Genomic DNA, 23,886 nt, shown 5'->3' on the forward strand with positions numbered 1-23,886 from the left:
CGGCAGCTGGGCGAGTGTGTCGCGCAGTGCCTGCACGGCGCGCGCAGCGGCGATGGCGGCTGCCAGTATCAGAAAGATCAACATGGCTTCTCCTTTCTTCGCACGGTTGTGCGAAATTGGGGCAAAACAAAGCAAGGGATTTCCATGGCGCACCGTCTTCAGGCCGCCGTCGGTTGGTAACTCTGGATGAGGCGCGCCCACGACGCCTCCACGCGTTGCACGGCCTGCGGATCGCGCAGGAAGCGCACATCGTGCAACAGGCCCATGATCATCGCGTAGATCTCGCCCACCAGCTGGTCTGCGGGCGTGTCGGCCGGCAGGTGTCCGGCCTCGATGGACTGCAGCACCGTGCGCCGCAGGGCGGCGCGCCAGCGCGTGATCTCGCCGTGCAGCTGGTCGCGCAGCTCGCCGTCGCGGTCGTCCAGCTCGAAGGCGCCGGCGGTGTAGATGCAGCCGGTGAAGGCTTCCACATCGCGCGTGCGGGCGATCCAGCGGCGCACGATCTCGTTCAGGCGCGGCAGGCCTTTAGGGTGCTGCATGGACGGCACGAACACGTCGGCCAGAAAGCGGCGGCCGAACTCTTCGATCACCGCCTTCTGCAACGCCTCGCGCGAGCCGGCGCGCGAGAACACGCCGCTCTTGGACAAGCCCACGCGGTCGGCCACGGCCTGCAGCGTGATCGACTCCAGCCCCTCGGCGGCAGCCAGGTCCAGCGCGGCGCCGACGATGGCGGCGCGGGTGAGCTCTGCTTTTTGGGTCTTGGCGTCCATGGATCGGAATTTAGCACACATGTGCTAAAAATGAAATGGCAGCCTGCGCGCTCTCTGAAGGCCAGCATTTGCTCTTCGCAATGGCTTGCTGGCAGCCTTCGGAATTGTGAGTGCATGTAAGCCGTGCGCCACTGGCGGGAGGCCTTGCAGTTGAACTTCAGGCCACAGCCGCTGAGCCGCCAGGGCGGCAGCAATACGCTACTTGAAGCGCTTTGCACCAGATCACGGTGACGCCGTTGGCGCGTTGGCCTGCCGCCAGCACAGGGCTCGCTGCCCGCTCTCGACGATACGAACGGTTGCAATCGAGTGCAGCCTGTCAAGAAGCGGCCGGTAGCTGCATGAAACAATCGCCCGCCATTTGAAACAAGCCGCTGCAGCGGTTGCAAATGCGTCACCAGGCCGTTGCGCCTGCGCCGCCGGAGCGGCGCGTTGCTCCATCGCAAATTCATCCAAAGAGGGAAACCATTCTGTGAAACGACTGACTTACATCGCCATGGCGTGCGCGCTGTGCCTGGCCGGCTGTGCAACCACCGAGGGTGGCTCTGCCAGCGGCCTGTCCTCCGTTTCTTCCGCCCTGGGCTCCACCAGTTCCGGGGGTTCCGGCGCCAGCAAGTCAGAGAACAAGGTAGGCGCTGTGCTGGACGTGTTCAAAGCCGCCACCGTGTCGGACGACGAACTCAAGTCCGTGGCGCTGCAATACCGCGCCTATGGCGACCGCACGGAAAAACTCGCACCCGCCGGCAACAAGCATGCGAAGCGCCTGGCCCGCCTGACGGCCAAGCACGTCAACGAAGACGGCATGAAGCTCAATTTCAAGGTGTACCTGAGCAACGAGGTGAACGCCAACGCCACGGCCGACGGCTCGATCCGCGTCTATTCGGGCCTGATGGACCTGATGAACGACCAGGAGCTGCTGGGTGTCATCGGCCATGAAATCGGCCACGTCAAGCATGCCCACACCATGAGCGCCATGCGCACCGCCTACATGGCCTCGGCCGGCCGCAAGGCCGTGGCGGCCTCGGGCGGCGCCGGGTCGCGGATCGCGGATTCGGACCTGGGCGAGTTGGGTGAGAGGCTGCTCAACAGCCAGTTCTCGCAAAGCCAGGAAACCGAGTCGGACGACTACGGCCTGGCCTTCATGCAAAAGCACAAGTACAACGTCAAGGCGATGGAAGGGGCCTTCCGCAAGCTCGCTGCCTTGGGCGGCAAGCAAGGCGGCATGGACCAGATGCTGTCGTCGCACCCCGACCCAGGCGCCCGCGCCGACCGCATGCGTGACAAGGCGGCCGGCAAGAAGTAATGCTATTGAAAACATAGCTGCTGGCGCTCTGCAGGCTAGCGGCTGGGCCAGAAATCATCAAAAAAATGGGCTTCGCATTGCGAGGCCCATTTTTTTATTGGCGGCGTGCTGGGGGTCCGCCGCCGCCGTGGTGGATGTCCAACAGGTGACTGTCCGCGGTGGCGCCTGCACGGATGCGCTGCTACCTTGCAGGCGATGGAGACAACAACACCCCCCAGCGGCCCAGGTACCTCGGCCGAGGGCGCACGACCGCCCTACATCCCCCAGATCCGCCTGTACCAGAACTGGCTGCGCGACGAGCGCGGCATCGCGTTCGACAGCTACGACGCGCTGTGGCGCTGGTCCACCACGGAGCTCGACGCCTTCTGGCAAAGCGTGTGGGACTACTTCGACCTGCAGTCGCCCACGCCGCACACCGCCGTGCTGGCACGCAACACGATGCCGGGCGCGCAGTGGTTCCCGGGCGCGCAGGTCAACTACGCACGGCAGGCGCTGCGGCATGTGGATGCCGCACACGCGGCCGGGCTGCCGGCCATCATCAGCCGCAATGAAAAGGGCCAACACCGCGAACTCTCCTGGCCCGAGCTGAGCCGCCAGGTGGCGTCGCTGGCGCTGCACCTGAAGGCCCAGGGCGTGGAGCCTGGCGACCGCGTGGCCGCCTACCTGCCCAACGTGCCCGAGGCCATGGTCGCCTTTCTGGCCACGGTGAGCATCGGCGGCGTGTGGAGCATCTGCGCGCCCGACATGGGCACGCATGCGGTGCTGGACCGCTTCCGCCAGATCGAGCCCAAGGTGCTCATCGGCGTGGATGGAGTCACTTACGGCGGGCGCGACCACGACCGCACGGCGGTGCTGGCGGAGTTGCGCGAGGCCTTGCCCAGCGTGCAGCATGCGGTCCTGCTGGGCAACCTCGATGCATCCGCGTCCATGGACGGCTGGGCGGGCTGGGCGAGCGCTACCGCCCGCCACGACCCCGACACCGCGGCCTTCGAGCCCATGTGGCTGCCCTTCGACCACCCGCTGTGGATCGTCTATTCCAGCGGCACCACCGGCCTGCCCAAGCCCATCGTGCACGGCCACGGCGGCACGGTGCTGGTGGCGCTGCAGCTCAAGGTGCTGCACAACGACATCGGCTGCAGCTACGAGCCCAACAGCTTCGGCGAGCGCTACCACTGGTACAGCTCCACCGGCTGGGTGATGTGGAATGCGCAGCTCTCGGGCCTGCTGTCGGGCACCACCTGCGTGATCTACGACGGCAACCCGGGCGGCAGCAAGGAGCACCCGGACTGGGGCGTGCTGTGGCGGTTCGCGGCCGAGACGGGCGTGACCTTCTTCGGCGCCGGTGCGGCGTTCTTTGCCAACTGCATGAAGGCCGGCATCACGCTCGCGGACTACGGCGACCTGGGCCGCATCCGCGCGCTGGGTACCACCGGATCGCCGCTGTCGCCCGAGGTGCAGGAGTGGGGCACGGCGCAGTTCGAGGCCTTGGGCACACACGACATCTGGTGGAACAATATTTCCGGGGGCACCGACTTTTGCGGCGCTTTCATCGGGGGCCACCGCGAGCTGCCCCAGGTGCCCGGCGAGATGCAGTGCCGCATGCTGGGTGCGGCGGTGGAGTCGTGGGATGCCGAAGGTCGTCCCGTGATGGACGCGGTGGGCGAGCTTGTCTGCGCGCAGCCCATTCCGTCGATGCCGCTCTACCTGTGGGGCGACAAAGACGGGTCGAGGTATCTGTCGAGCTACTTCGACATGTACCCCGCAGGCCACGGCCGCCAGCCCGGCGGTGGCGACGGCCCGGCCAGCATGGGGGCGGTATGGCGCCATGGCGACTGGCTCAAGATCGGCGCCCACGGCGGCTGCGTCATCTACGGCCGCAGCGACGCCACCATCAACCGCCACGGCCTGCGCATGGGCACGAGCGAGATCTACAGCGCGGTCGAGTCCCTGCCCGAAGTGCTCGACAGCCTGGTGGTGGACCTGGAGTACCTGGGCCGCGAAAGCTATATGCCGCTGTTCGTGGTGCTGCGCCCCGGCAGCGTGCTGGACGACGCCCTGCGTGGCCGCATCAACGGTGCGGTGCGCACGGCGCTGTCTCCCCGTTTTGTGCCCGACGACATCTTTGTGGTGGCCGAGGTGCCGCGCACTCTGAGCGGCAAGAAGCAGGAGCTGCCGATCAAGAAGCTGCTGCTGGGGCAGCCGCTCGAGAAGGTGGTCAACAAGGATGCGATGGCGAATCCGGGGTGCCTGGAGTGGTATGTGGCGTTTGCGGGGGAGCGGGCAGGGGTGCCACAAAAGGCATAGCTGCTAGCGCAGGTGGAATAAGCGGTAGCGGCCGTTTGGACTTGGTTTTACGCGAGTGCGCGAAGACCTTGTCGACCCCAGATCCACCAAGCATTAGCGGCGCCCGGCTTTAGCTCCCTCTCCCCTCGTGGGAGAGGGTTGGGGAGAGGGGGCTTGTGCGAGGCGCCGTGCCTTATCACCCCTCTCCCCCGCCCTCTCCCGCAAGGGGAGAGGGAGTTTCGGGGCGTTATCGGCGATGTGGTCAGGGCGACAGGCCCCCAGTCATCCACGCCTCAATCCAGCTTCGCCCCCGACGCCTTGATCAACCGCTCCCACACCGGCCGCTCCTTCGCAATCGCGGCGGAAAACAACGCGGGCGAGCTGCTCTGCACGTCGAACCCCATCGCCGCGATGCGCTGGGCCACATCGGGCAGCTGCGTGGCCTTGCGCACTTCGTCGGCGATCCGCTCCAGGATGGCCGGGGGCGTGCCTGCAGGGGCGCCAAAGGCCAGCCAGCCCGCCACGCGGTAGGCCTCGTCGTTCAGGCCCTGCTCGGCCAGCGTGGGCACGTTGGGCAGGGTGCCCATGCGGCGCTCGCCGCTCACGCCGATGGCCTTGAGCTTGCCGGCCTCCAGGTGGGGCTTGACCTGCAGCGCGCTGGCGAATGCGATCTGGATCTGCCCGCCCAGCAGGTCCTGCACCATGGGCGCCTCGCCGCGGTAGGCCACGTGGCTCATGTCGGCGTTCTGCGACTGGCTCATGTACGCGCCGGCCAGGTGCGGGTAGGCGCCCGTGCCGTACGAGCCGTAGGCGACCTTGCCCTTGTTCGCCACCACGTATTTCAGCAGCTCGGGGCCCGTGGCCACGGGCACGCTGGGGTGGGCCACCAGCACCAGCGGCGCGATCGCGATCTGGTAGATGGGCGCGATGTCGCGCTCGGGGCTGTAAGGCAGCTTGGTGTACAGGAACTGGTTGGTGAGCATCGAATTGCTCAGGCCCAGCAGCAATGTGTAGCCGTCGGGCGGGGCCTTGGCCACCGCGTCGGTGCCGATGATGCCGGCCGCGCCGGGCTTGTTGTCGATGACCATGGGCTGGCCCAGGCCCACGGCCATCTTCTCGGCCAGCACGCGCGCCAGCACGTCGGTGGCGCCGCCGGCAGCGAAGGGCACGACCACCTTGATGGGCTTGCTCGGGTACGGCGCGGCCTGCGCGAACGCGGCCGTGCCGCTGCCGGCGGACAGCGCCAGCGCCGCGGCGCCCAGCCAGGCGCGGCGGTTCATCGCGTGGATGTTCTTCGTTGTTGTCGTCGTCTTCGGGGCCGGTGTGGTCATGCGGTGTCTCCTGGAATGGTTATGGACGGAAAAGCAGCAAAGCAGAACGCAGCGAAAACAGGCAGATCAAGAAAGAAAGATAGATAGATAGAAAGAACGGGTGGGCGCAGCCCGGCGGGTCGGCCGGATCAGGCCTTGGCCTGCACCACCTGCACCGTGGTGCGCACGGGCAGGGGCGCGAGCACCGCGTCCAGCCGCGCCTTCAGGGCCTCTGCCGCGCCGGGGCTGCCGCCGCTGGCGATCACCACGCGCACGGCGCTGTCCCCGTCGGGCAGCACATCGCGCGCGCCGTCGGCACCCAGGTCCGCGCAGGCTGCATCCACCAGCGCGGCCACCGTGTGGCAGGCCGCGCGCAGGCGCAGCTCGGGCTTGAAGATCTTGCCGACGTTGGTCACCGGCATGGTGTCCAGCACCTGCACCCAGCGCGGGCGGGCCACGGCCTCGTCCACGCGCTCGGCGGTGAAGGCGAGCAGCTCGGCCTCGGTGGCCTCGGCGCCCGGCACCAGCGTGGCGTACACCACGGGCAGCTCGCCCGCATAGGCATCGGGCGCGCCCACGGCGGCGCACAGCTGCACGGCGGGGTGGGCGCCCAGCGCATCCTCGATCACCTTGGGGTCGATGTTGTGGCCGCTGCGGATGATGAGGTCCTTGGAGCGGCCGCTCAGGTGCAGCCGCCCCTCGCCATCCACAAAGCCCAGGTCGCCCGTGGCCAGCCAGCCGTCCGGCGTGAAGGCCTTGGCCGTGTCGGCCGCGTCCAGAAAGCCCGAGAACAGGTTGGGCGACTTGAAGAGCACCATGCCCGCCTCGCCGGGCGGCATGTCCTGGTCCGACGCATTGCCGTGCGCATCCAGCGCCACGATGCGCAGCCGCGTGTACGGCAGCCGCCAGCCCACGCAGCCCGCGGGGGCCTCCACGCCCGGCGGCGTGATGGTGGAGATGCCCGCCATCTCCGTCATGCCCAGGCTCTCGTGCACGTGCAGGCCGAACAGCCGCTCGAAGCGCGCCGCCAGTTCGGGCGCCAGGATGGCCGCGCCGGTGCGGCAGTAGCGCAGCGAGCGGATGTCGGCGCCATCCAGCGGCACGTTGGCCAGCGCGGCCAGCACCGTGGGCACGGCCGAGAGGTAGGTGCAGCGGTAGCGCTCGGCCAGGCGCCAGTAGTTGGCGATGACCTCGCGGTTGCGGAACAGGCCGGTGGTGGGGATGATGGTCTCCACCCCCGCCGACAGCGCGGCCAGCGAGCCCGGCAGGACGCCCGCCACATGGAACAGCGGGTAGCCGTTGATGCCCACGTCGCCTGGCGTGATGCCCTGCATCTGCACGCTGCCCCAGGCGGTGAACACCTGCGCGCCGTGGCTGTGGCGCGCGAGCTTGGGCGCACCCGTGGTGCCGCCGGTGTGAAAGTACGCGGCGATGTCGGTGGCCGCGATGCGCCGGCGGCTCACCAGGTGGTCTGCGGGTTGCGCGGTGCGTGCCGCGAAGTCCATCACGCCATGGGGCAGCGCTGCTGCACTTGCCACCGTGGAGCCCACCTCACCGTGCGGCGCCACGCGCAGCACGGTGGTCAGCGTCGGCACCTGGCCGCGCAGGCGCAAGGCCTTGGCCCACAGGCCCGCATCGCCATCGGTGCGCTCGTCGCCCCAGGCGATCAGCACCTTGGCGCGCGCCAGGGCCATCATGGCGGCGATCTTCTCGTCGGTGAGCATGGGGTTGAGCGGCTGCACGATGCCCGCCGCCTCGCCGCCCCACAGGGCCAGGTGGTATTCCAGGCAGCCGGGCAGCAGCACGGCCACCGCATCCTGGGGCCCCACGCCCAGCGTGTGCAACAGGTTGGCGGTCTGGTGGATGCCGGCCAAGAGGTCGTTGAACGACCAGCGCAATGGCGTGTCGTGCGGGTCGGCGGTGGGCAGGAAGGTCAGTGCGGTCTTGTCGCCGAATGCATGGGCCGCGTTGCAGAAAATTTCGTAGGTGCTTTGCACCGGCAGCGCTTCAGCCAGGGGCCGGGCTTCCAGGCGCTCGACGTCGGCCAGGCTGCGGATGCTCGCCACCCGGGCGAAGGGCGGGTTCAGGGGCGGAGCGGATGCGGGGGACGGGGCTGCGGAGGTGGTGGTCATGGGGTCGGCAGTGGACGGATCAGGCATTGTTGGGCCGGCGGGCCGTCCTGACAATCTCGGGGCGTCCCCGGGGGGACCGTCGGGGCGTCCCCAGGGGGAACCCTGCCGCGCCAGGCGCCCGCGGCGGGCGTCTGCGCTCTGCCGGGCGGGCGGTGTGCCTACAGAAAACGCCGCGCACAGCCGCTCATAATGCGGCGTCCTGAGAACGTAACCGCGTTCTTGCCCACCACGGCGTGAACGGAGCCCTCGACATGAACACACCTCAACATCCCAAGCGTTTCTCCATGATCCGCGAATTCCACCTGGCCGACTGGTTCACGCTGGGCAATGCGGTCTGTGGCGTGGGCGCGCTGTTCTCGTCCATGACGTATCTGGAAACCGGCGACGTGGTGCACGTGTACTTCGCCGCCGCCCTGGTGCTGGCCGCGCTGATCTTCGACGTGCTCGATGGCCGCATCGCGCGCTGGCGCCAGAAGAGCTCGGCCATGGGCCGCGAACTCGACTCGCTGGCCGACGTGATCTCGTTCGGCGTGGCGCCCGCCATCATCGCGTATGCCTGCGGCATGCAGGGGCTGTTCGACCGCATCGTGCTGGCGTACTTCGTGGCCTGCGGCGTGTCGCGCCTGGCGCGCTACAACGTCACGGCCGAGACGCTGTCCGAAGGCACGGGCAAGGTGAAGTACTTTGAAGGCACGCCGATCCCCACCTCCATCGTGCTGGTCGCCCTGATGGCCCTGGCCGCGTGGCTGGGCGCGGTGCGCGAGAACCTGTGGTTCGGCAAGATGCTGATCGGCGGCTTCACGCTGCACCCGCTGGTGCTGATCTTCGCGGTGTCGGGCTCGCTGATGATCAGCCGGATCAAGATACCGAAGTTCTGATTGCTACTAAAAACATAGCTGCTACCGCTTGCCAGACAAGCGGTAGCAGCTATTTTTATTCAAATCTCAGCGTGCCGCGGGCTTGCGGTTGACCAGCACGATGCCCGTGGCCACCAGCACCAGTGCCACCACCAGCCCGGGCGTCACGGGCTCACCCAGCCACAGCGCGCCGAACAGCAGGGCGAACACCGGGGTCAGGAACACGAACACCGAGATCTTGGTCGCCGGGTAGTGCGCCAGCATCCACATCCAGGCCAGGTAGCTGGCGAACGCCCCCACCAGCGCCTGCGCCAGCAGCGACCCCCAGGCGAAGGTGCTGAACTGCCAGACCCAGGGCTCCCCCAGCACCAGCGAGATCACCGGCAGCACCGCCGTGCTCACGCCCACCTGGTAGAGCAGCTGTTTGGCAGGTGGCACGGCGGCCAGGGGCGTGGTGCGGATGACCACCGTGGTCAGGGCCCACATCAAGCCCGCGGCCAAACCCAGCAGATCGCCCAGCCAGGCGCGGGGCAGGGCGGCATTGGCGGGGCCCATCAGCCCGTCGCCCAGGGCCAGCCCCACGCCGACGAACGCCGCCGCCAGGCCCAGCCATTGCCAGCCCTGCAGGCGCTCGCCAGGAATGAAGCGCGGCAGCAGCAGCGCCACCCAGAAGGGCGATGCGTACAGGAACACCGTCAGCCGCGAGGCGCTGGTGTACTGCAGGCCCAGGTAGATGCATGCAAACTCCCCCGCGAACAGCGCGCCGGCCAGCAGCCCCGCGCGCGCCGCCCCGGCGGGCTCGGCCGCCGCGGACAGGCGCACGCCGCGCCACAAGCACCAGGCCACCACCGCCAAGGTGGCCAGCGCAAAGCGCACGAAGGCCTGGAACACGGGCGCCACCTCGGCCACGGTGGCTTTGACCAGCACCTGCTGGAAGCCCCAGAACATGCAGCAGGCCAGCAGGATGGCGATGGCCAGGGAGTCGATGTGTGTCTTGCGGGTGGAGGTGGAGGGCATCGGGCGATTATGGAAGGCGCTGCGCAAGGGCCGTGACGCGCCCGTGCCACCGTGCATCGTCGTGCGGCAGGTCATGGCGGCAGCGCTCGTCCTACATGTGCTGCGGCATTGGCGCACGCCCCGTGGCGAACGGGTTGGGTATGGTGAAGGTGAATGGTGGTGCCCTGCCACCGCCCAATGCCCCATGCCCGCGTTGCCCATGCCACCCTGTCGTACCGCCCCTCGAACCCTGCAACAAGGCCTGCTGCTCGGCGCGGCCGTGCTGGCGCTGGCGTGGGGCCCGGCGCAAGGGCAGTCGTCCGCGCCGCCCGCACCACGCCCCGGCCCGGCACCGCGCGCGCTCGCGCAGCAGCAGCAGTTGCCGCAGCAGCCGACACCGGCAACGCCGCGCCTTGCGCAGTTCGGACGCGAAAGCGCCTCGGCCGACGCACGGCGCATCGCCCAGTGGGCGTTCCATTCGGGCGACCATCGCCAGCTGGCTGTGGTCGTGGTCGACAAGAAAGACGCAAAGGTCTACGTCTTCAGCCCTGACGGCCAGCTGCAGGGCGCCACGCCCGCGCTCATGGGGTCGGCCATCGGCGACCACACGGTGCCCGGCATCGGCGACAAGCCCATCGCCCAGGTGCTGCCGGCCGAGCGCACCACGCCGGCAGGCCGCTTCGTCGCGGAGCCCGGCACCAACGCAAGTGGTGAAGATGTGGTGTGGGTGGACTACGACGCGGCGGTGTCCATGCACCGCGTGCGCGCCAACGTGAAGTCCGAGCGCCGGCTCGAACGGCTGGCGTCGAGCACGCCCAAGGACAACCGCATTTCCTACGGCTGCATCAACCTGCCGGTGGCCTTCTACGAAAAGGTGCTGAGCCCGGCGGTGCGCAGCACCGGCGCGGTGGTGTACGTGCTGCCCGAGACGCGGCCCGCTGCCGACCTGTTTGGCGCGTACGAGGTGCCGGGCAGCGCAGCGCCCGTGCGCCGGTGAACGCGGGCGATGGACAGCGGGTGCTGCGTGCAGGCCCCTGTCCGACACAGGCTGCGGACCGGGGATGACGCTGAACGCACCAGGACCTCTTAGTCTGACAGCAGCTGGCGACGGTGCTGGCCAATTCCATCATCCACAGATCCAAGGAGTCCCCTCATGTCCACATCCAAGAATTCGCTCAAGGCATTGCTCGCAGGTTTGGCCACCGTTGCCGTGGTGAGTACCGCCATCGCCCAGAGCAACCCGCCAGCCCCTGCCAACCCCAACCCCGCCACGGGCGCCGGCCAGCAAAGCTCGCAAAACACGCCCATGGGCAGCACGGGCACCCAGGGCGCTACCGGCGGCACTGGCGCTGCTGGCGCGGGCATGAGCGGCTCTTCGGGCGCGACCATGGGCTCGGGCAATGCCGCCAGCTCGTCGGGCTCCGGCATCGCCCCGGCTCCCGCACGTCCAGCACGCGCTGACCGCAACTGAGCACGCGCTGTCTGCCACTGCACAAAGCCGGGCTTGCCCGGCTTTTTGTCGTCGTGGTGGCGCAGGCGGTGGCTGCCGGCGCCTGCACGATGATGGCCTTGAGTGGGGGCAGAGCCTGCCGCCCACCCCCTTGCGGCAGGGCTGGCGTGGCCCCACGGTACACTTTGCGCCTTCCCCAACAGGTTCCCGCGCCCTTTCCACAACGTCCATTCATGGCCCTTACGACGGCGGCCCAGTCCCGCACCAGCTTTGATCTCAAAAGCGCCTCGCTGCCCGTGGTGGCCGTGGTGCTCAAGACCACCGACGCCGCGCAGTTCGCGGCCGACCTGGCCGACCGCGTGGCCGATGCACCGGGCTTCTTCGATTTCGACCCCGTGCTGATCGATCTGGCTGCCGTCAAGGACGCCGAGGACCCCATCGATTTCGCCGCCCTGGTGGCCACCTTGCGCAGCCACAGCACGCTGCCCGTGGCCGTGCGCGGCGGCAGCGCCGCCCAGATGGAGGCCGCTCGCGCCGCCGGCCTGGCCGCCGCGCCCGATGCCGCCCCGGTGCGCGTCGCCGAAGCCGCGCCCGTGGCCGAGCCCGAAGTGCGCGAGGTGATCCGCGAGGTCGAGGTGGTGCGCGAGGTGCAGGTCGAAGTGCCTGTGGCAGGCCCCGGTACCGTGGTCATCGACAAGCCCCTGCGCTCGGGCCAGCAGGTGTATGCCCGCGGCGCCGACCTGGTGGTGATGGCCGTGGTGAGCTTTGGCGCCGAGGTCATTGCCGACGGCAACATCCACGTCTATGCACCGCTGCGTGGCCGCGCCATCGCCGGCGCGCGGGGCAACACCGAAGCCCGCATCTTTTCCACCTGCATGGAGCCGCAGCTGGTGTCCATCGCAGGCATCTACCGCACCACCGAGACCGCGCTGCCCGACGAAGTCGCCGGCCGGCCCGCCCAGGTGCGCCTGGAAGGCGAAAAGCTCCTCATCGAGCCGCTGCGAAATCCTGTACGTATCAACCCCAGAGAGACTCAATAAACCCATGGCCAAAATCGTCGTCGTGACTTCCGGCAAGGGTGGTGTGGGCAAGACCACCACCAGCGCCAGCTTCGCCACCGGCCTCGCCCTGCGCGGCCACAAGACCGCCGTGATCGACTTCGACGTCGGCCTGCGCAACCTGGACCTGATCATGGGTTGCGAGCGCCGCGTGGTGTACGACCTGATCAACGTGATCCAGGGCGAGGCCAACCTGAACCAGGCGCTCATCAAGGACAAGCAGTGCGACAACCTGTTCGTGCTGGCCGCCAGCCAGACGCGCGACAAGGATGCGCTCACGCAGGACGGCGTGGAGAAGGTGCTCAAGGACCTGGCCGCGATGGACTTCGAGTACATCGTCTGCGACTCCCCTGCCGGCATCGAAAGCGGCGCGCTCATGGCGATGCATTTCGCCGACGAGGCGCTGCTGGTGACCAACCCCGAGGTGTCGTCGGTGCGCGACTCCGACCGTATCCTGGGCATGCTGGGCAGCAAGACCCAACGCGCCATCGACGGCGGCGAGCCCATCAAGGAGCACCTGCTCATCACGCGCTACAACCCGAGCCGCGTCGAAGACGGCCAGATGCTGAGCCTGGAAGACATCCAGGACATCCTGCGCATCAAGCTCATCGGCGTGATCCCGGAGTCCGAAGTGGTGCTGCAGTCGTCCAACCAGGGCACGCCGGCCATCCACGCGCAGGGCACCGACGTGTCCGAGGCGTACAAGGACGTGATCGACCGCTTCCTGGGCGCCACCGACAAGCCGCTGCGCTTCATCGAGGCGGAAAAGCCCGGCTTCTTCAAACGCCTGTTCGGGAGCAAATAAGCCATGGCTTCTTTCCTGTCCTTTCTGCTCGGCGAAAAGAAGAAGACGGCCAGCGTCGCCAAGGAGCGCCTGCAGATCATCCTCGCGCACGAGCGCAACGGCCGCAACGCCTCCGAGCCCGACTACCTGCCTGCCCTGCAGCGCGAGCTGGTGGCCGTGATCTCCAAGTACGTGAAGATCAACCCCGAAGACCTCAAGGTGCACCTGGAGCGCCAGGACAACCTGGAAGTGCTGGAAGTCAAGATCGAGCTGCCGGACACAGTGCGCTGAGCGCTGCACGCCGGTGCGGCCGACGCGTCCCTGCCGGGGCCCGGGGCCGCACCCCTGACGACAGGACCCCCCACCATGCTGTCCCATGTATTCATCGGCGTGAACGATTTCGAGCGCGCCATGGCGTTCTACCGCCCGGTGATGGAGCGCCTGGGCCTGGCGCTGCGGTTTGCAGAGCCTGAACGGCCCTGGGCCGGCTGGCAGACGCCCGGCGTGGCGCGGCCGCTGTTCCTCATCGGCCGGCCTTTTGACGAGCAGGCCGCCCAGCCCGGCAACGGTGCCATGAACGCGCTGCTGGCCGCCGACCGGGCCACGGTGGACGCCGTCCACGCGCTGGCCCTGCGCCACGGCGGCAGCTGCGACGGGCCGCCGGGCCTGCGCCCGCACTACCACGCGAACTATTACGGTGCGTATTTCCGAGACCCGGACGGCAACAAGCTGTGCGTGTGCTGCCACGGGGCAGGCTGACCGCAGAATCTTCCGTCCGTACCGCCTGGGTTGAGGCTGGCAGGTCGCCGGCATGGCCGGTTTATTGCTTAACATCAGGGTAATCCCTAATGCGAGGCAGTCCTGTGGACGAATCCTGGAAACTCAGCTGGCAGCGCGCCCGCCACCACGAAGGCTTCACACGCGGCGCGCGGGCCTTTTTCGCCCTGGCGGCGGTGCTGGCCTGCGGCTGGTGGGCCGACTGGCAGGCCGAACTCATGCCCGTGCTGCTGGGCGTGATCGCCAGCGCGCTCACCGAGACCGATGACAGCTGGCGGGGGCGCCTGCGGGCGCAGCTGCTGGCGCTGGGGTGCTTTGGCCTCATGGCGCTGGCGGTGTGGGCCACGGTGTCCTGGCCCTGGGCGCTGATGGGGGCCATGGTGGTGTCGGCCTGGGCGCTCACCCTGCTGGGCGCGCTCAGCGAACGCTACCGCGCCATCGCGTTCGGCTCGCTCATCCTGTTCATCTACGCGGCCCTGGCCGCCGACGCCAGCCGCGCCGCGGCCGAGCAGGCCACGCCGCTGATGCTGGCCGGTGCGGCCTGGTACGGCGTGGTCTCGGTGGTCTGGAGCCTGGCCATGCCCCGGGCCCCGGTGCGTTTTCGGATGGCCAGGCTCTATGCGGTGCTGGGCGAATACCTGCGGCTGAAGGCCCTGCTGCTCGAGCCCGTGCGCGACGTGGACCTGGAGCGCCGCCGCATGGCGCTGGCCCTGCACAACGGCCGCGTGGTGGATGCGCTCAACGCCGCCAAGGAAAGCCTCATGAGCCGCATGGGCCGGGGCACGCCGCCGCCGTGGCTGCAGACGGCCATGCACCAGTACCTGGCCGCGCAGGACGTGCACGAGCGCGTGAGCTCGTCGCACGAGCACTACGACCTGCTGGCGCAGTCGTTCTTTCACAGCGACGTGCTGTACCGCTGCCAGCGCGTGCTCACGCTGCTGGGCGAGCAGGCGCTCAAGCTGTCGGTGGCGATCCAGGAACAGTCGCGGCCGCAGCACTGGGGCGCCACGGGCCGCGCCATCGAGGACATGCAGGCGGCCATCGCCCACCAGGACGCGGCTGCGGCTGCGGCTCTCAATGCATCTGATGCTGCCAATACCCCGCCGCACCCCATGGCCCGCCCGCTGCGCTCGCTGCATGCGCTGGGCCACAACCTCACCGCCATGGCCGGCGTGTTTGCGGGCGCACTCGCGCTGCCGGCAGACCCGCAGGCCGACAGCGCGGTGGACCACACGCTGTTCGACCGCGAGCCCCGCAGCCTGCGCGATGCCGGCTCGCGCCTGCGCGCGCAGCTCAGCGCCCGCTCTGCCTGGCTGCGGCACAGCGTGCGCCTGAGCCTGTCGCTGGCCGTGGGTTTTGCGGTGATGCAGGCCACGGCCGACCCGCACGGCTACTGGATCCTGCTGACCATCGTGTTCGTGAGCCAGCCGCAGTACGCGGCCACCCAGACCCGGCTGCTGCAGCGCGCCAAGGGCACGGCCATGGGGCTGGCGCTGGGCTGGGCGGCGATCCAGCTCTTTCCGGGGGCGCTGGTGCAGGCGGCGCTGCTGGTGTTCGCCGGGGCGGTGTTCTTCGGCGCGCGGCACACGCGCTACACGCTGGCCACGGCGGCGGTCACCATGCTGTTGTTGCTGAGCTTTCAGCAGATGGGCACATCGCAGGGCGTCATCGCGGCGCGCCTGCTCGACACCGCCGTGGGGTGCCTGATTGCGGCTGCGGCGTCGTGGCTGGTGTGGCCGCACTGGCAGTCGCGCCAGTGGCCGCAGCTGGCCGCCCAGGTGCTGCAGACGCAGGCGCTGTACCTGCGCGCCATCCTGGCGCAGTACCACAGCGGCAAGTGCGACCACCTCGAATACCGCCTGGCCCGGCGCAACGCCCACAACGCGGACGCAGCGCTGTCCAACTCGTACAGCGCCATGCTCAAGGAGCCGTTGCGCGTGCGCGGCAATGCCGCGGTGATGGCGAGCTTTCTGTGCCTGTCGCACACGCAGCTCAACTACCTGTCGGCCCTGGGTGCGCAGCGCGGCGCGCAAGGCACGCAGCCGGTGGACGACGCCACACAGGCGCTGGCGCGCACGCTGCTGGTGTCGCTGCAGCAACTGTCGCAGGAGCTCGAGCGGGCGCAGCAGCAGTCGGGCGTGCGGCGGCGCCATGCGGTGGCAGCCCCTGCCGTCGAGCAGGTGCTGCGCGAGTTCGGCACGCCGCAGGCCGCCATGCCGCAGCCCCCAGCGAGCGCGCACAGCCTGATGGCGGCGCAGCTGCTGCTGGTGGGCAAGGTGTTTCCGCAGTTGCAGGCACATGCCCGGCAGCTGGTCGAGCCGGACGCCGGGGCTGCGGGGCGGGCCTGATCCATCTGCCCCCCATGAGAGCCAGGTTCGCGGGGGGCTCCGGGCTGCAGCCGGTCAGCGGATGTGCTTGGCGAACTTGGCCGCAAAGGCCTGCGCAATGCTCAGGCCGCGCTGCCCGGGCACCAGCGTGGCCGTCTGGCCTGCGGCGAGCCTGCCCGGCCGGTCCACCGCCAGGTAGTAGCCGCAGCAGCCGGCGATCGCCATCGCGCGCCCGGCCTGCGCAAAGCCCATCACGGCGTTGAACTTGGAGCAGGGCTCGCGGGGCGCCGTCACGCGCAGCACGCAGTCCGGGAAGTGCAGCTCGTCGCCCACGAAGATCTCGTGCTCCAGCGGCCCGTCCACGGTGAGGTTCTCCCCCACGAACCCTGGCGGCAGCGCTTCGTCGAACAGGCTCACGCCGCGCTCCAGGCGCTGGGCCTGCCAGAACGCGTAGTGCACGGCCGGGTAGGCGTACACGGCCTTTTGCAGGCCGCCATGGATGCTCAGCTCCACTTGCTCGTCGCCGTGCAGTCCCAGCGGGCCGGCAGGGACCGCGCCCTGCACAGGCGACTTGCCGATGCCGGTGAGCAAGCTGCGCTCGCCCACCCGCAGGCGGCGCGCGGTGCCGATGTTGATGCTGCGGATGTGCATGAAGAAGACGGGACGGTAGCAGGTGGCGTGCGTGGGTGGCCAACGCAAAAAACGCCGCGGCCGGGGGCCGTGCGCTACAGCGGGTGCTCGGTGTAGAACCGGCCGCCGTGGTACAGCAGCGGCGGCACGCCCGCGCGGTGGCTGCAGCGCTCGACCTCGCCCACGAAGATCACGTGGTCGCCTTCTTCGTAGCGGCTGCGGTTGAAGCACTCGAAGGTGGCGGCGGCACCTGCCAGCACCGGTGCGTTGCTGATGCCCGGGCTGTGGTCCACGCCGGTCCAGCGGTCCACGCCTTTGGAGGCAAAGCGCTCGGCCAGCGACTTCTGGTCGGCCGCCAGCACGTTGATGGCGTAGTGCGAGCCGTTGGCAAAGGCTGGCATCGACGCGGCGGCGCGCGACAGGCTCCAGAGCACCAGGGGCGGGTCCAGCGACACGGAGTTGAAGGAGCTCGCGGTGAGCCCCACCAGCGCACCATCGCCGTTGCGCGCGGTGACGATGGTGACGCCGGTGGCGAACATGCCCAGCGCATCGCGGAATTCGCGGACGGAAAAGCTGGGGGGGCGGGCGAGGGCAGGGCGGGGCAAGGGCAGGTTCACAACAGCAGCGGCACGGCGAAGGCGCAAGGGCCAGAGCAGCCATTATGAAACGCCCTCCGTAACCGCGCCGCCGCCAGGGCTGCGCCGGTGCGTGAAGGCCTGCGCGCCCGACTGCCGATAATCGGGGCATGGCAGGTGCGGGATGTCTGCCGCCCCCGCCGATTTGTTCTTCATCCAACCCCGACCGCATGGCTCTTCTCCCCACCTTCACCACCCTGGGCTCCGGCGCTACCGTGCTCATGCTGCACGACGCCGATGGCGACCACCTCACGTTCGCCCCGCAGGTGGAGGCGCTCGCGACCGCCGGGTACCGCGCCGTGGCGTGGAACATGCCGGGCTACGGCCGCAGCGCGCCGATCGAGCCCTACAGCTTCAAGGGCCTGGCCGAGAGCTGTCTCCTGCTGATCGAGGCCCTGCAGTGTGGCTCCGTGTCCCTGGTGGGCCACGGCATGGGGGCCATGGTGGCGCTGGAAGTGGCGGTGCGCAAGCCGGCGGCGGTGCGACGCCTGGTGCTGTGCGCCGGTGGCCCGGCCATGGATGCGCAGGCCACGCAGGATTGGGTGGCGCCCCGGCTGGCGGCGCTGCAGGCGCTGGAGCAGGGCGGCAGCATGGAGCAATTGGCGAACACCCTGGTGCCGCGGTTCATCGGCACCGGTGCGCTGCCCGAGGGCGTGCGGCTGGCCACGCATGCGCTGTCGCAGGTCTACCCCGGCGCCTACCGGCGTGCCCTGCAGGCAATGGGCACCTTCGACCGCGGCGCTGCGGCGCTGCGGTCCCTGAGCCTGCCCACCCTGCTGGTGGGCGGCGGCCAGGACCGCTGCACGCCGCCTGAAGCGCTGCAGGCCCTGGCCCAGGTGATGCCCGATGCCGAGCACCTGAACCTGCCGCACGTGGGCCACTGGCCGCAGCTGGAAGACCCGGAGGGCTTCGGCGGCGCGCTGATGGAGTTCCTGGTGCGCCCGCGGGTGCTGCATTGAAGCCCGCCGGGTGAATGCGCCGCGCTGGCGGCCTGGCCATGCTGGCGCCTGCGCGCCATCGGACGGCGCGGGCCTCGGCGGCCGTGGCCGCGCCGCACCGGCATGATCGCCGACCCTCTCTTTGCCTCTATGTGGTTCCTTCTCAAGAAAATCCTGTCTGCCGTGCTGATGCCCCCGGTGCTCAGCATCCTGCTGGCCTTCGTGGGCCTGTGGATTGCGCGGCGCCACCGCCGCACCGGCCTGCTGATCGCGGTGCTGTCGCTGCTGTCCGTGCTGGCGCTGTCCTGGCCGCCGGTGTCTGTGGCGCTGGTGCGCAGCCTGGAGCGGTATCCGTCCATCGCGCAGGCCGACCTGGCCCGTGCCCAGGCCATCGTGGTGCTGGGCGGCGGTGCCGACGCCACCGCACCCGACAACGGCACCGACGTGCTCAGCCGCGGCGCGCGCGAGCGGCTGCGCTACGCCGTGGCGCTGCAGCGGCAGACCGGGCTGCCGCTGCTGGCCACCGGCGGCTCGTTCGGCGGCGCCCGGGCCGAAGCGCTGGTCATGAAGGACGTGGCCGAGCATGAGCTGCGCGGCCGCGTGCGCTGGACCGAAGTGCATTCGCTCGACACGCAGGGCAATGCGGCGAATTCCGCGCCCGTGCTCAAGGCCGCTGGCATCGAGCGCATCGCGCTGGTGACCCACGGCTGGCACATGGTGCGCGCGGCCGATCTGTTCCGGCGCCAGGGGCTCGAAGTGCTGCCTGCGCCCATGGGGCTCACCTACACATCGTCCCACCGCCTGCAGCGGCTGCTGCCGCGCGCCTCGGCGCTGGCGGACAGCAGCCTGGCGCTGCACGAGTGGCTGGGCATTTTGGCGCAGCGCGGGGGCGCGTGGGTGCGCAGGGTGGCGGGCTCCGCCTGAGCCTGCAGTCTAGGTGAGTGGCGTGGGTGGCGTGGGTTGCGTGGGCGGCAAGGTCCAGCCCCGGGCCAGGAGCTTCTGCTGCAGATCGGCCAGTGCGTTCGCCGCGCCGGCGTGCTGCTCCAGTTCGATGTGGATGCTGTTTTGCGGCTTCTCTGGCTCCCACAGGTCACCGCGCACCCTGCAGATGGCCTGGCCCAGGGCCGCACCGCCATGCGCCTGCCAGTAGAAGTCGTAGCTCTGGTTGGCGCCATGGCGCTCGATGAAGCGCGGTGCGTGTGCGCCCAGCGTGTCGAACACCCGCTGTGCCGCGGACTGCAGCGCCAGCCCGGGCGGTGGCGGTAACAGCAGCAGCGTGAGGGTGGTCACCCGGTCACCATGTCGGCGTGCGTCAGGGGTTGTGCCAGCGTGGCCGGCGCCTCAGGCCGCGGCCAGGAACGTCGCCGCAGCGGCCACGGCCTGTGCATCTGCCTGCACGGCATTGGGCGGCCCGCCCTTGCCCCAGAGCGCGCCGCCCCAGGTCATCGACAGGAACTTGGCGCACAGCTCCACGGAGTCGATCATGGGCTGGGCCTTGGCCCGGTCGCCGCTGGTGGTGATGAGGGCCAGCGTCTTGGCGCCCATGGGCTCCTTGAACGCCAGGCCCGGCACGCGCATCCAGGCGCTCCAGTGGTCCAGGTAGGTCTTGAGCGGCGACGGGATGCTGTACCAGTACACAGGGGCCGCGAAGACGATGTGCGTGGCCGCGAGCGTGGCGTCCAGCAGGGTCTTCATGTCGCCTTCGGGCGGCGCATAGGTGCCCGAGGTGTGGCGCTGGTCCACGAAAGGCGGCAGGTCCATGCGCGCCAGGTGGTGCCAGGTCTGCGCGGTACCGGCAGGCAGCGCGGCGGCAGCCTGGCGGGCCAGCCACTCGGTATTGCCGGTGTGGCCTGGCTCGCGGGTGGAGGTGGTGAGAAAGAGGTAGTGCGGTGCTGAAGACATGGCGGGCATCGTAGCGAAACCCGCCTTTCTCTGCAGGCTCAGGCCGCAACCACGGCGCGGGGCGCGCGTGCTGCCTCGGTCCCCAGAAAGCCGAAGTTCATCGCGGGCCGTTCGCCGCAGATGAGTTCGGCCAGCGCCTTGCCGGAGCCTGCACCGTGCGTCCAGCCCAGCGTGCCGTGGCCGGCGTTGACCCAGAGCTTGCCCACGCGGGTCTGGCCGATGAAGGGAATGTTGGTGGGCGTGGCGGGGCGCAGGCCCGTCCAGTACTGCGGGTTGCCGCCTTCTTCGGGCGTGCGGGTGTCGCACACGCCGGGCAGGATGGTCTCGATGCGGCGCGACAGCATGTGGCAGCGGGCGCGTGCGAGGGTGCTGTCCAGCGACAGGTCGTAGCCATTGAGCTCGATGGTGCCCGCCACGCGCAGGTGGTTGCCCAGCCGGCTCATGGCGATCTTCTTGCCGTCGTCGATGGTCGACACCATGGGCGCGCCCTCGGGCTTGAGCAGCGGGAACGTGGCGCTGTAGCCCTTGCCGGGGTAGATGGGCAGGTCCACGCCCACGGTGCGCAGCAGCGGCGCGCTGTAGGAGCCGCAGGCCACCACCACGGCATCGCCCTTCACTATGAAGTCTTTTTTGCCGCCACCGCTTGTCTGGCGTGCCATGACAGCTACTGAATCGATAGCATCGCCGATCTTGTTGAGGCGCAGCACGTCGTGGCCGTACAGGAACTGCGCGCCACGCTCCAAGCAGCGGCGGGCCAGCCCCTGCGTGAACACGCGGGCATCGCCGCTCTCGTCGGTGCTGGTGTAGGTGCCGCCGGTGATCTTGTCGCCGTAGGCCTTGAAGGCGGGCTCGATCTGCAGCAGCTCGTCGCGGCTCACCAGGCGGCGCTGCACGCCGTGCCGGCGCATGAGCTCCACCGCGTGGCCGGCGGCGTCGAACGACTTCTGGTCGGTGTAGAAGTGGGCAATGCCGCGCTCCAGGCGGTTGTATTCGATGCCCGTGGTGCTGACCAGGTCCTTCAGCGCCGCATGGCTGTACGCTCCCAGCGCCACGATCTGCTGCACATTGCGCTCGAACGCCGCGTCGTTGCACTGCGCGAGGAACTGCAGGCCCCAGCGCCACTGCTGCCAGTCCAGGTGCGGGCGAAACAGCAGTGGTGCTTCGTTGTCGAACATCCACTTGAGCGCCTTGAGCGGCGCATCGCGGTTGGCCCAGGGCTCGCAGTAGCTCACCGAGATCTGCGCGGCATTGGCAAAACTGGTCTCCAGCGCCGCATCGGGCTGGCGGTCGACCACGACGACCTCATGGCCCCGTTCGAGCAGGTGCCAGGCGGTGCTGATGCCGATGATGCCGGCGCCCAGGATGATGGTTTTCATGGGGCGCAGTGTGATCCACATTGCGTTCCACTAAAAGCAAAATTAAACTTACTCCAAAAACATCAGCAGGCCTAATGAAGCGGGCCGCGCTGCACCCGGTTCATACGCTGTCACATCATGAGCACCTACGACCCCGCCGCCCTGGAATGCCTTGCCGCCATCGTCGAAGAGGGCGGCTTCGAGCGCGCGGCGCAGCGCCTGAACGTGACCCAGTCCGCCGTCTCGCAGCGCCTGCGCGCGCTGGAGGCGCAGGTGGGCTCGGTGCTCATCGTGCGCAGCCGGCCGCTGCGGCCCACCTCGGCGGGGCAGTTGCTGCTCAAGCACACCAAGCAGCTGCGCCTGTTGCGCGCCGACCTGGAGCGCGACCTGCACGAGCTGGCACCGAGCGCGCCGGGCGGCACGCGCGAGGACGAGCGCATCTCCATCGCCATCAACGCCGACAGCATCGCCACCTGGGCCATGGGGGCGCTGCACGACCTGGTGTGCCAGCGCCTGCCGCTCGAAATCATCGTGGACGACCAGGACTTCACGCAGGAGTGGCTGCGCTCGGGCCAGGTGCTGGGCTGCGTGACCACGCTCAAGCAGGCGCTGCGCGGCTGCAAGATGGTGCCGCTCGGCGCCATGCCCTATGTGGCGGTGGCGGCCACCCGCTATGCCGAGCAGCACCTGCCCCAGGGGCTCACACCCCACAACTTCCGCGAGGTCTCGTTCCTGTCCTTCAACCGCAAGGACGACATGGCTGCCGAGTTCGTCGCCCGGGCCTTTGGCTTGAAGCGTGTGGCCCTGAACCACCTGTTCGTGCCGGGCTCCGAGGCGCAGTTGCGGGCCGTCGCCGCGGGCTGGGCGGTGGGGGTGATCCCCGAACTGCTCGCCCGCCCCGCCATTGCGGACGGCAGCCTGGTCAACGTGGCGCCGGGCCGCTCGTTGCCCATCCAGCTGTACTGGCACTGCTGGAACCTGGAATCGGAATTGCTAGATGCCTTGACCGCCGCGCTCACCACCGCCGCAGCGCACTCGCTGGTGCCATGACGGCGGAGGGGAGGCTGCGGTGCCCGGTTCCCGGCCTTGCGATGCCGGTTATGCCGTGAACGACGTAGTTGCATTGCAACTTGGTCATTTATTTTTCTACCGGAATGTATAAAATGGACGGCATGCAAACGCAGCCCACAAAACCGTCGTTCAAGGAGCAGATGCACCAGGCCCGCGAGGAAGCCATCCTGCGGTCCACCTGCCAGCTGCTCGGCGAAAAAGCTTTCGACGCCATGACCATGGACGACGTGGCCAACGCCGTGGGCATCGCCAAGGCCAGCCTGTACAAGCATTTCTGCAGCAAGGAAGAGCTGTGCAGCGCCGCCATGGTGCAGATCCTGGGGCGGGTGAAGGCCTACCTGGCCAGCCTCCCGCAGGAGATGCCGCCGGTGGAGAAGCTGCAGGCGCTGGTGCGCTGGTCGCTGGAGCGCCTGCTGACCAACGAAATGCCGCTGCTGCCCAGCCGCAACTCCACGCTGCGCGCGGTGCTGATGGCCAACAAGGACTACCTCGACGGCCTGGTCACCGTGAGCGACCAGATCGGCGAGTGGATCACCGTGGCCCAGTCGCAGGGCCTGATCAACCCCACGCTGCCGCCGCTGGTGGTGCTCTACACGCTGTACGCCCGCGCCTGCGACCCGGTGGTGAGCTTCCTCAAGGAAGGCGGCCAGTATTCGGACGCCGAGATCATCGACCTGGTGGTGCGCACCTGCTTCGAAGGGCTGGCGGCACGCTGAGACGCTCCGCGTCGACGAAAAAAAGCCCGGCTTGCCGGGCTTTTTGCTGCGTGGCTGGCCCCGATGGCAGGCCAGCCCTCGGGGTGGTCACTTGGGCATGAGCACGGTGTCGATGGCGTGGATCACGCCGTTGCTGGCCGGCACGTCGGTCGCGATGACCTTGGACTGGTCCACCATCACGCCCATGCTGGTGGACACGGTGAGTTCCTGGCCCTGCACGGTCTTGACCTTGCCGGCCTTCACATCCTTGGCCATGACCTTGCCGGGCACGACGTGGTAGGTCAGCACCTTGGTCAATGCGGCCTTGTCGGCCAGCAGGCCGTCCAGGGTGGCCTTGGGAATCTTGGCGAATGCTTCGTCGGTGGGCGCGAACACCGTGAACGGGCCCGGGCCCTTCAGGGTGTCCACCAGCCCGGCTGCCTGCACGGCTGCGACCAGCGTCTTGAAGTTGCCGGCCTTCACGGCGGTATCAACGATGTCCTGCGCCATGGCGCTGAAGGTGGCGCCAGCAGTCAGGGCGATTGCGATCAAGGTCTTCTTCATGGGTCGTTCCTCTCGGTTTCGATGGAAATGACACGCCAAGATGGGCGTGGCG

The 23,886-nt window shown here is 68.9% G+C and carries 24 protein-coding genes; 14 read left to right on the plus strand and 10 right to left on the minus strand.

The window, feature by feature from the left end:
- Positions 1 to 158: 158 nt before the first annotated feature.
- Complete coding sequence (locus ACIGHN_RS10245) at positions 159 to 770, minus strand: TetR/AcrR family transcriptional regulator (RefSeq protein WP_056410441.1); 612 nt, start codon at positions 768 to 770, stop codon at positions 159 to 161.
- A gap of 469 nt (positions 771 to 1,239) precedes the next feature.
- Here ACIGHN_RS10245 and ACIGHN_RS10250 point away from each other — a divergent pair, with 469 nt between their 5' ends.
- A complete protein-coding gene (locus ACIGHN_RS10250; RefSeq protein WP_396504272.1) occupies positions 1,240 to 2,070 on the plus strand; it encodes a M48 family metallopeptidase in 831 nt (276 codons plus the stop codon).
- 195 nt (positions 2,071 to 2,265) lie between these two features.
- Positions 2,266 to 4,374, plus strand: a complete 2,109-nt coding sequence (locus tag ACIGHN_RS10255) for an acetoacetate--CoA ligase (RefSeq protein WP_396504273.1) — start codon at positions 2,266 to 2,268, stop codon at positions 4,372 to 4,374.
- A 272-nt stretch (positions 4,375 to 4,646) separates the two neighbouring features.
- On the opposite strand, the gene ACIGHN_RS10260 is transcribed toward ACIGHN_RS10255, so the two are convergent.
- Positions 4,647 to 5,684, minus strand: coding sequence for a Bug family tripartite tricarboxylate transporter substrate binding protein (locus ACIGHN_RS10260; RefSeq protein ID WP_396504274.1), 1,038 nt, complete (start codon positions 5,682 to 5,684; stop codon positions 4,647 to 4,649).
- A 128-nt stretch (positions 5,685 to 5,812) separates the two neighbouring features.
- Positions 5,813 to 7,795: an acyl-CoA synthetase gene (locus ACIGHN_RS10265; protein WP_396504275.1), complete on the minus strand. Its 1,983-nt coding sequence runs from the start codon at positions 7,793 to 7,795 to the stop codon at positions 5,813 to 5,815.
- Positions 7,796 to 8,046: 251 nt separating this feature from the next.
- Here ACIGHN_RS10265 and pssA point away from each other — a divergent pair, with 251 nt between their 5' ends.
- Positions 8,047 to 8,673 (plus strand): CDP-diacylglycerol--serine O-phosphatidyltransferase, encoded by a 627-nt coding sequence (gene pssA / locus ACIGHN_RS10270; RefSeq protein ID WP_056410436.1) that lies wholly within the window; start codon positions 8,047 to 8,049, stop codon positions 8,671 to 8,673.
- A gap of 66 nt (positions 8,674 to 8,739) precedes the next feature.
- Here the strand turns inward: pssA and ACIGHN_RS10275 are convergent, their stop codons facing one another.
- Positions 8,740 to 9,669 (minus strand): DMT family transporter, encoded by a 930-nt coding sequence (locus tag ACIGHN_RS10275; protein WP_396504276.1) that lies wholly within the window; start codon positions 9,667 to 9,669, stop codon positions 8,740 to 8,742.
- A gap of 184 nt (positions 9,670 to 9,853) precedes the next feature.
- Here ACIGHN_RS10275 and ACIGHN_RS10280 point away from each other — a divergent pair, with 184 nt between their 5' ends.
- The 7 genes from ACIGHN_RS10280 (at position 9,854) to yccS (ending at position 16,065) form a co-directional block, all read left to right on the plus strand.
- Positions 9,854 to 10,645: a hypothetical protein gene (locus ACIGHN_RS10280; RefSeq protein WP_396504277.1), complete on the plus strand. Its 792-nt coding sequence runs from the start codon at positions 9,854 to 9,856 to the stop codon at positions 10,643 to 10,645.
- A 156-nt stretch (positions 10,646 to 10,801) separates the two neighbouring features.
- Positions 10,802 to 11,119 carry a proteophosphoglycan ppg4 gene (locus tag ACIGHN_RS10285; protein WP_396504278.1) on the plus strand — a complete coding sequence of 106 codons (318 nt, stop codon included), beginning with the start codon at positions 10,802 to 10,804 and terminating at the stop codon, positions 11,117 to 11,119.
- A 212-nt stretch (positions 11,120 to 11,331) separates the two neighbouring features.
- The gene (gene minC / locus ACIGHN_RS10290) at positions 11,332 to 12,138 is read left to right on the plus strand and encodes a septum site-determining protein MinC (RefSeq protein ID WP_056410431.1); all 807 of its coding nucleotides are present in this window, start codon (positions 11,332 to 11,334) and stop codon (positions 12,136 to 12,138) included.
- Positions 12,139 to 12,142: 4 nt separating this feature from the next.
- Positions 12,143 to 12,961, plus strand: coding sequence for a septum site-determining protein MinD (minD, locus tag ACIGHN_RS10295; RefSeq protein WP_056163081.1), 819 nt, complete (start codon positions 12,143 to 12,145; stop codon positions 12,959 to 12,961).
- A 3-nt stretch (positions 12,962 to 12,964) separates the two neighbouring features.
- Complete coding sequence (minE, locus tag ACIGHN_RS10300; protein WP_056163087.1) at positions 12,965 to 13,231, plus strand: cell division topological specificity factor MinE; 267 nt, start codon at positions 12,965 to 12,967, stop codon at positions 13,229 to 13,231.
- A 75-nt stretch (positions 13,232 to 13,306) separates the two neighbouring features.
- Positions 13,307 to 13,699, plus strand: coding sequence for a VOC family protein (locus ACIGHN_RS10305; protein WP_056163091.1), 393 nt, complete (start codon positions 13,307 to 13,309; stop codon positions 13,697 to 13,699).
- Positions 13,700 to 13,788: 89 nt separating this feature from the next.
- Positions 13,789 to 16,065: a YccS family putative transporter gene (gene yccS / locus ACIGHN_RS10310; RefSeq protein WP_396504279.1), complete on the plus strand. Its 2,277-nt coding sequence runs from the start codon at positions 13,789 to 13,791 to the stop codon at positions 16,063 to 16,065.
- Positions 16,066 to 16,119: 54 nt separating this feature from the next.
- On the opposite strand, the gene ACIGHN_RS10315 is transcribed toward yccS, so the two are convergent.
- Complete coding sequence (locus ACIGHN_RS10315) at positions 16,120 to 16,695, minus strand: MOSC domain-containing protein (RefSeq protein WP_396504280.1); 576 nt, start codon at positions 16,693 to 16,695, stop codon at positions 16,120 to 16,122.
- A gap of 74 nt (positions 16,696 to 16,769) precedes the next feature.
- A complete protein-coding gene (locus ACIGHN_RS10320; RefSeq protein WP_056163102.1) occupies positions 16,770 to 17,291 on the minus strand; it encodes a flavin reductase family protein in 522 nt (173 codons plus the stop codon).
- Positions 17,292 to 17,479: 188 nt separating this feature from the next.
- Between ACIGHN_RS10320 and ACIGHN_RS10325 the strand changes: the two genes are divergently transcribed.
- Both ACIGHN_RS10325 and ACIGHN_RS10330 read left to right on the plus strand, forming a co-directional pair.
- The gene (locus ACIGHN_RS10325; protein ID WP_396504281.1) at positions 17,480 to 18,268 is read left to right on the plus strand and encodes an alpha/beta fold hydrolase; all 789 of its coding nucleotides are present in this window, start codon (positions 17,480 to 17,482) and stop codon (positions 18,266 to 18,268) included.
- Between the two features lie 129 nt (positions 18,269 to 18,397).
- Positions 18,398 to 19,171, plus strand: a complete 774-nt coding sequence (locus ACIGHN_RS10330; RefSeq protein WP_396504282.1) for a YdcF family protein — start codon at positions 18,398 to 18,400, stop codon at positions 19,169 to 19,171.
- A gap of 9 nt (positions 19,172 to 19,180) precedes the next feature.
- Here ACIGHN_RS10330 and ACIGHN_RS10335 read toward each other — a convergent pair whose 3' ends face one another.
- The 3 genes from ACIGHN_RS10335 to ACIGHN_RS10345 are packed head-to-tail and all read right to left on the minus strand — an operon-like array spanning position 19,181 to position 21,525.
- Positions 19,181 to 19,537 carry a hypothetical protein gene (locus ACIGHN_RS10335; protein ID WP_396504283.1) on the minus strand — a complete coding sequence of 119 codons (357 nt, stop codon included), beginning with the start codon at positions 19,535 to 19,537 and terminating at the stop codon, positions 19,181 to 19,183.
- A 51-nt stretch (positions 19,538 to 19,588) separates the two neighbouring features.
- Entirely contained in the window at positions 19,589 to 20,149 is a 561-nt protein-coding gene (locus tag ACIGHN_RS10340; protein WP_056411566.1) for an NAD(P)H-dependent oxidoreductase, read from the minus strand.
- 38 nt (positions 20,150 to 20,187) lie between these two features.
- Entirely contained in the window at positions 20,188 to 21,525 is a 1,338-nt protein-coding gene (locus ACIGHN_RS10345; RefSeq protein ID WP_396504284.1) for a D-amino acid dehydrogenase, read from the minus strand.
- Between the two features lie 117 nt (positions 21,526 to 21,642).
- Between ACIGHN_RS10345 and ACIGHN_RS10350 the strand changes: the two genes are divergently transcribed.
- Both ACIGHN_RS10350 and ACIGHN_RS10355 read left to right on the plus strand, forming a co-directional pair.
- Positions 21,643 to 22,554, plus strand: coding sequence for a LysR family transcriptional regulator ArgP (locus ACIGHN_RS10350; RefSeq protein ID WP_056410413.1), 912 nt, complete (start codon positions 21,643 to 21,645; stop codon positions 22,552 to 22,554).
- Positions 22,555 to 22,667: 113 nt separating this feature from the next.
- Entirely contained in the window at positions 22,668 to 23,291 is a 624-nt protein-coding gene (locus ACIGHN_RS10355; RefSeq protein WP_156370394.1) for a TetR/AcrR family transcriptional regulator, read from the plus strand.
- A gap of 87 nt (positions 23,292 to 23,378) precedes the next feature.
- Here the strand turns inward: ACIGHN_RS10355 and ACIGHN_RS10360 are convergent, their stop codons facing one another.
- The gene (locus ACIGHN_RS10360; RefSeq protein WP_396504285.1) at positions 23,379 to 23,834 is read right to left on the minus strand and encodes a fasciclin domain-containing protein; all 456 of its coding nucleotides are present in this window, start codon (positions 23,832 to 23,834) and stop codon (positions 23,379 to 23,381) included.
- Between the last annotated feature and the right edge of the window lie 52 nt (positions 23,835 to 23,886).

Source organism: Acidovorax sp. NPDC077693 (assembly GCF_044542805.1).
In the GTDB taxonomy this organism is placed as follows: Bacteria; Pseudomonadota; Gammaproteobacteria; order Burkholderiales; family Burkholderiaceae_C; genus Acidovorax.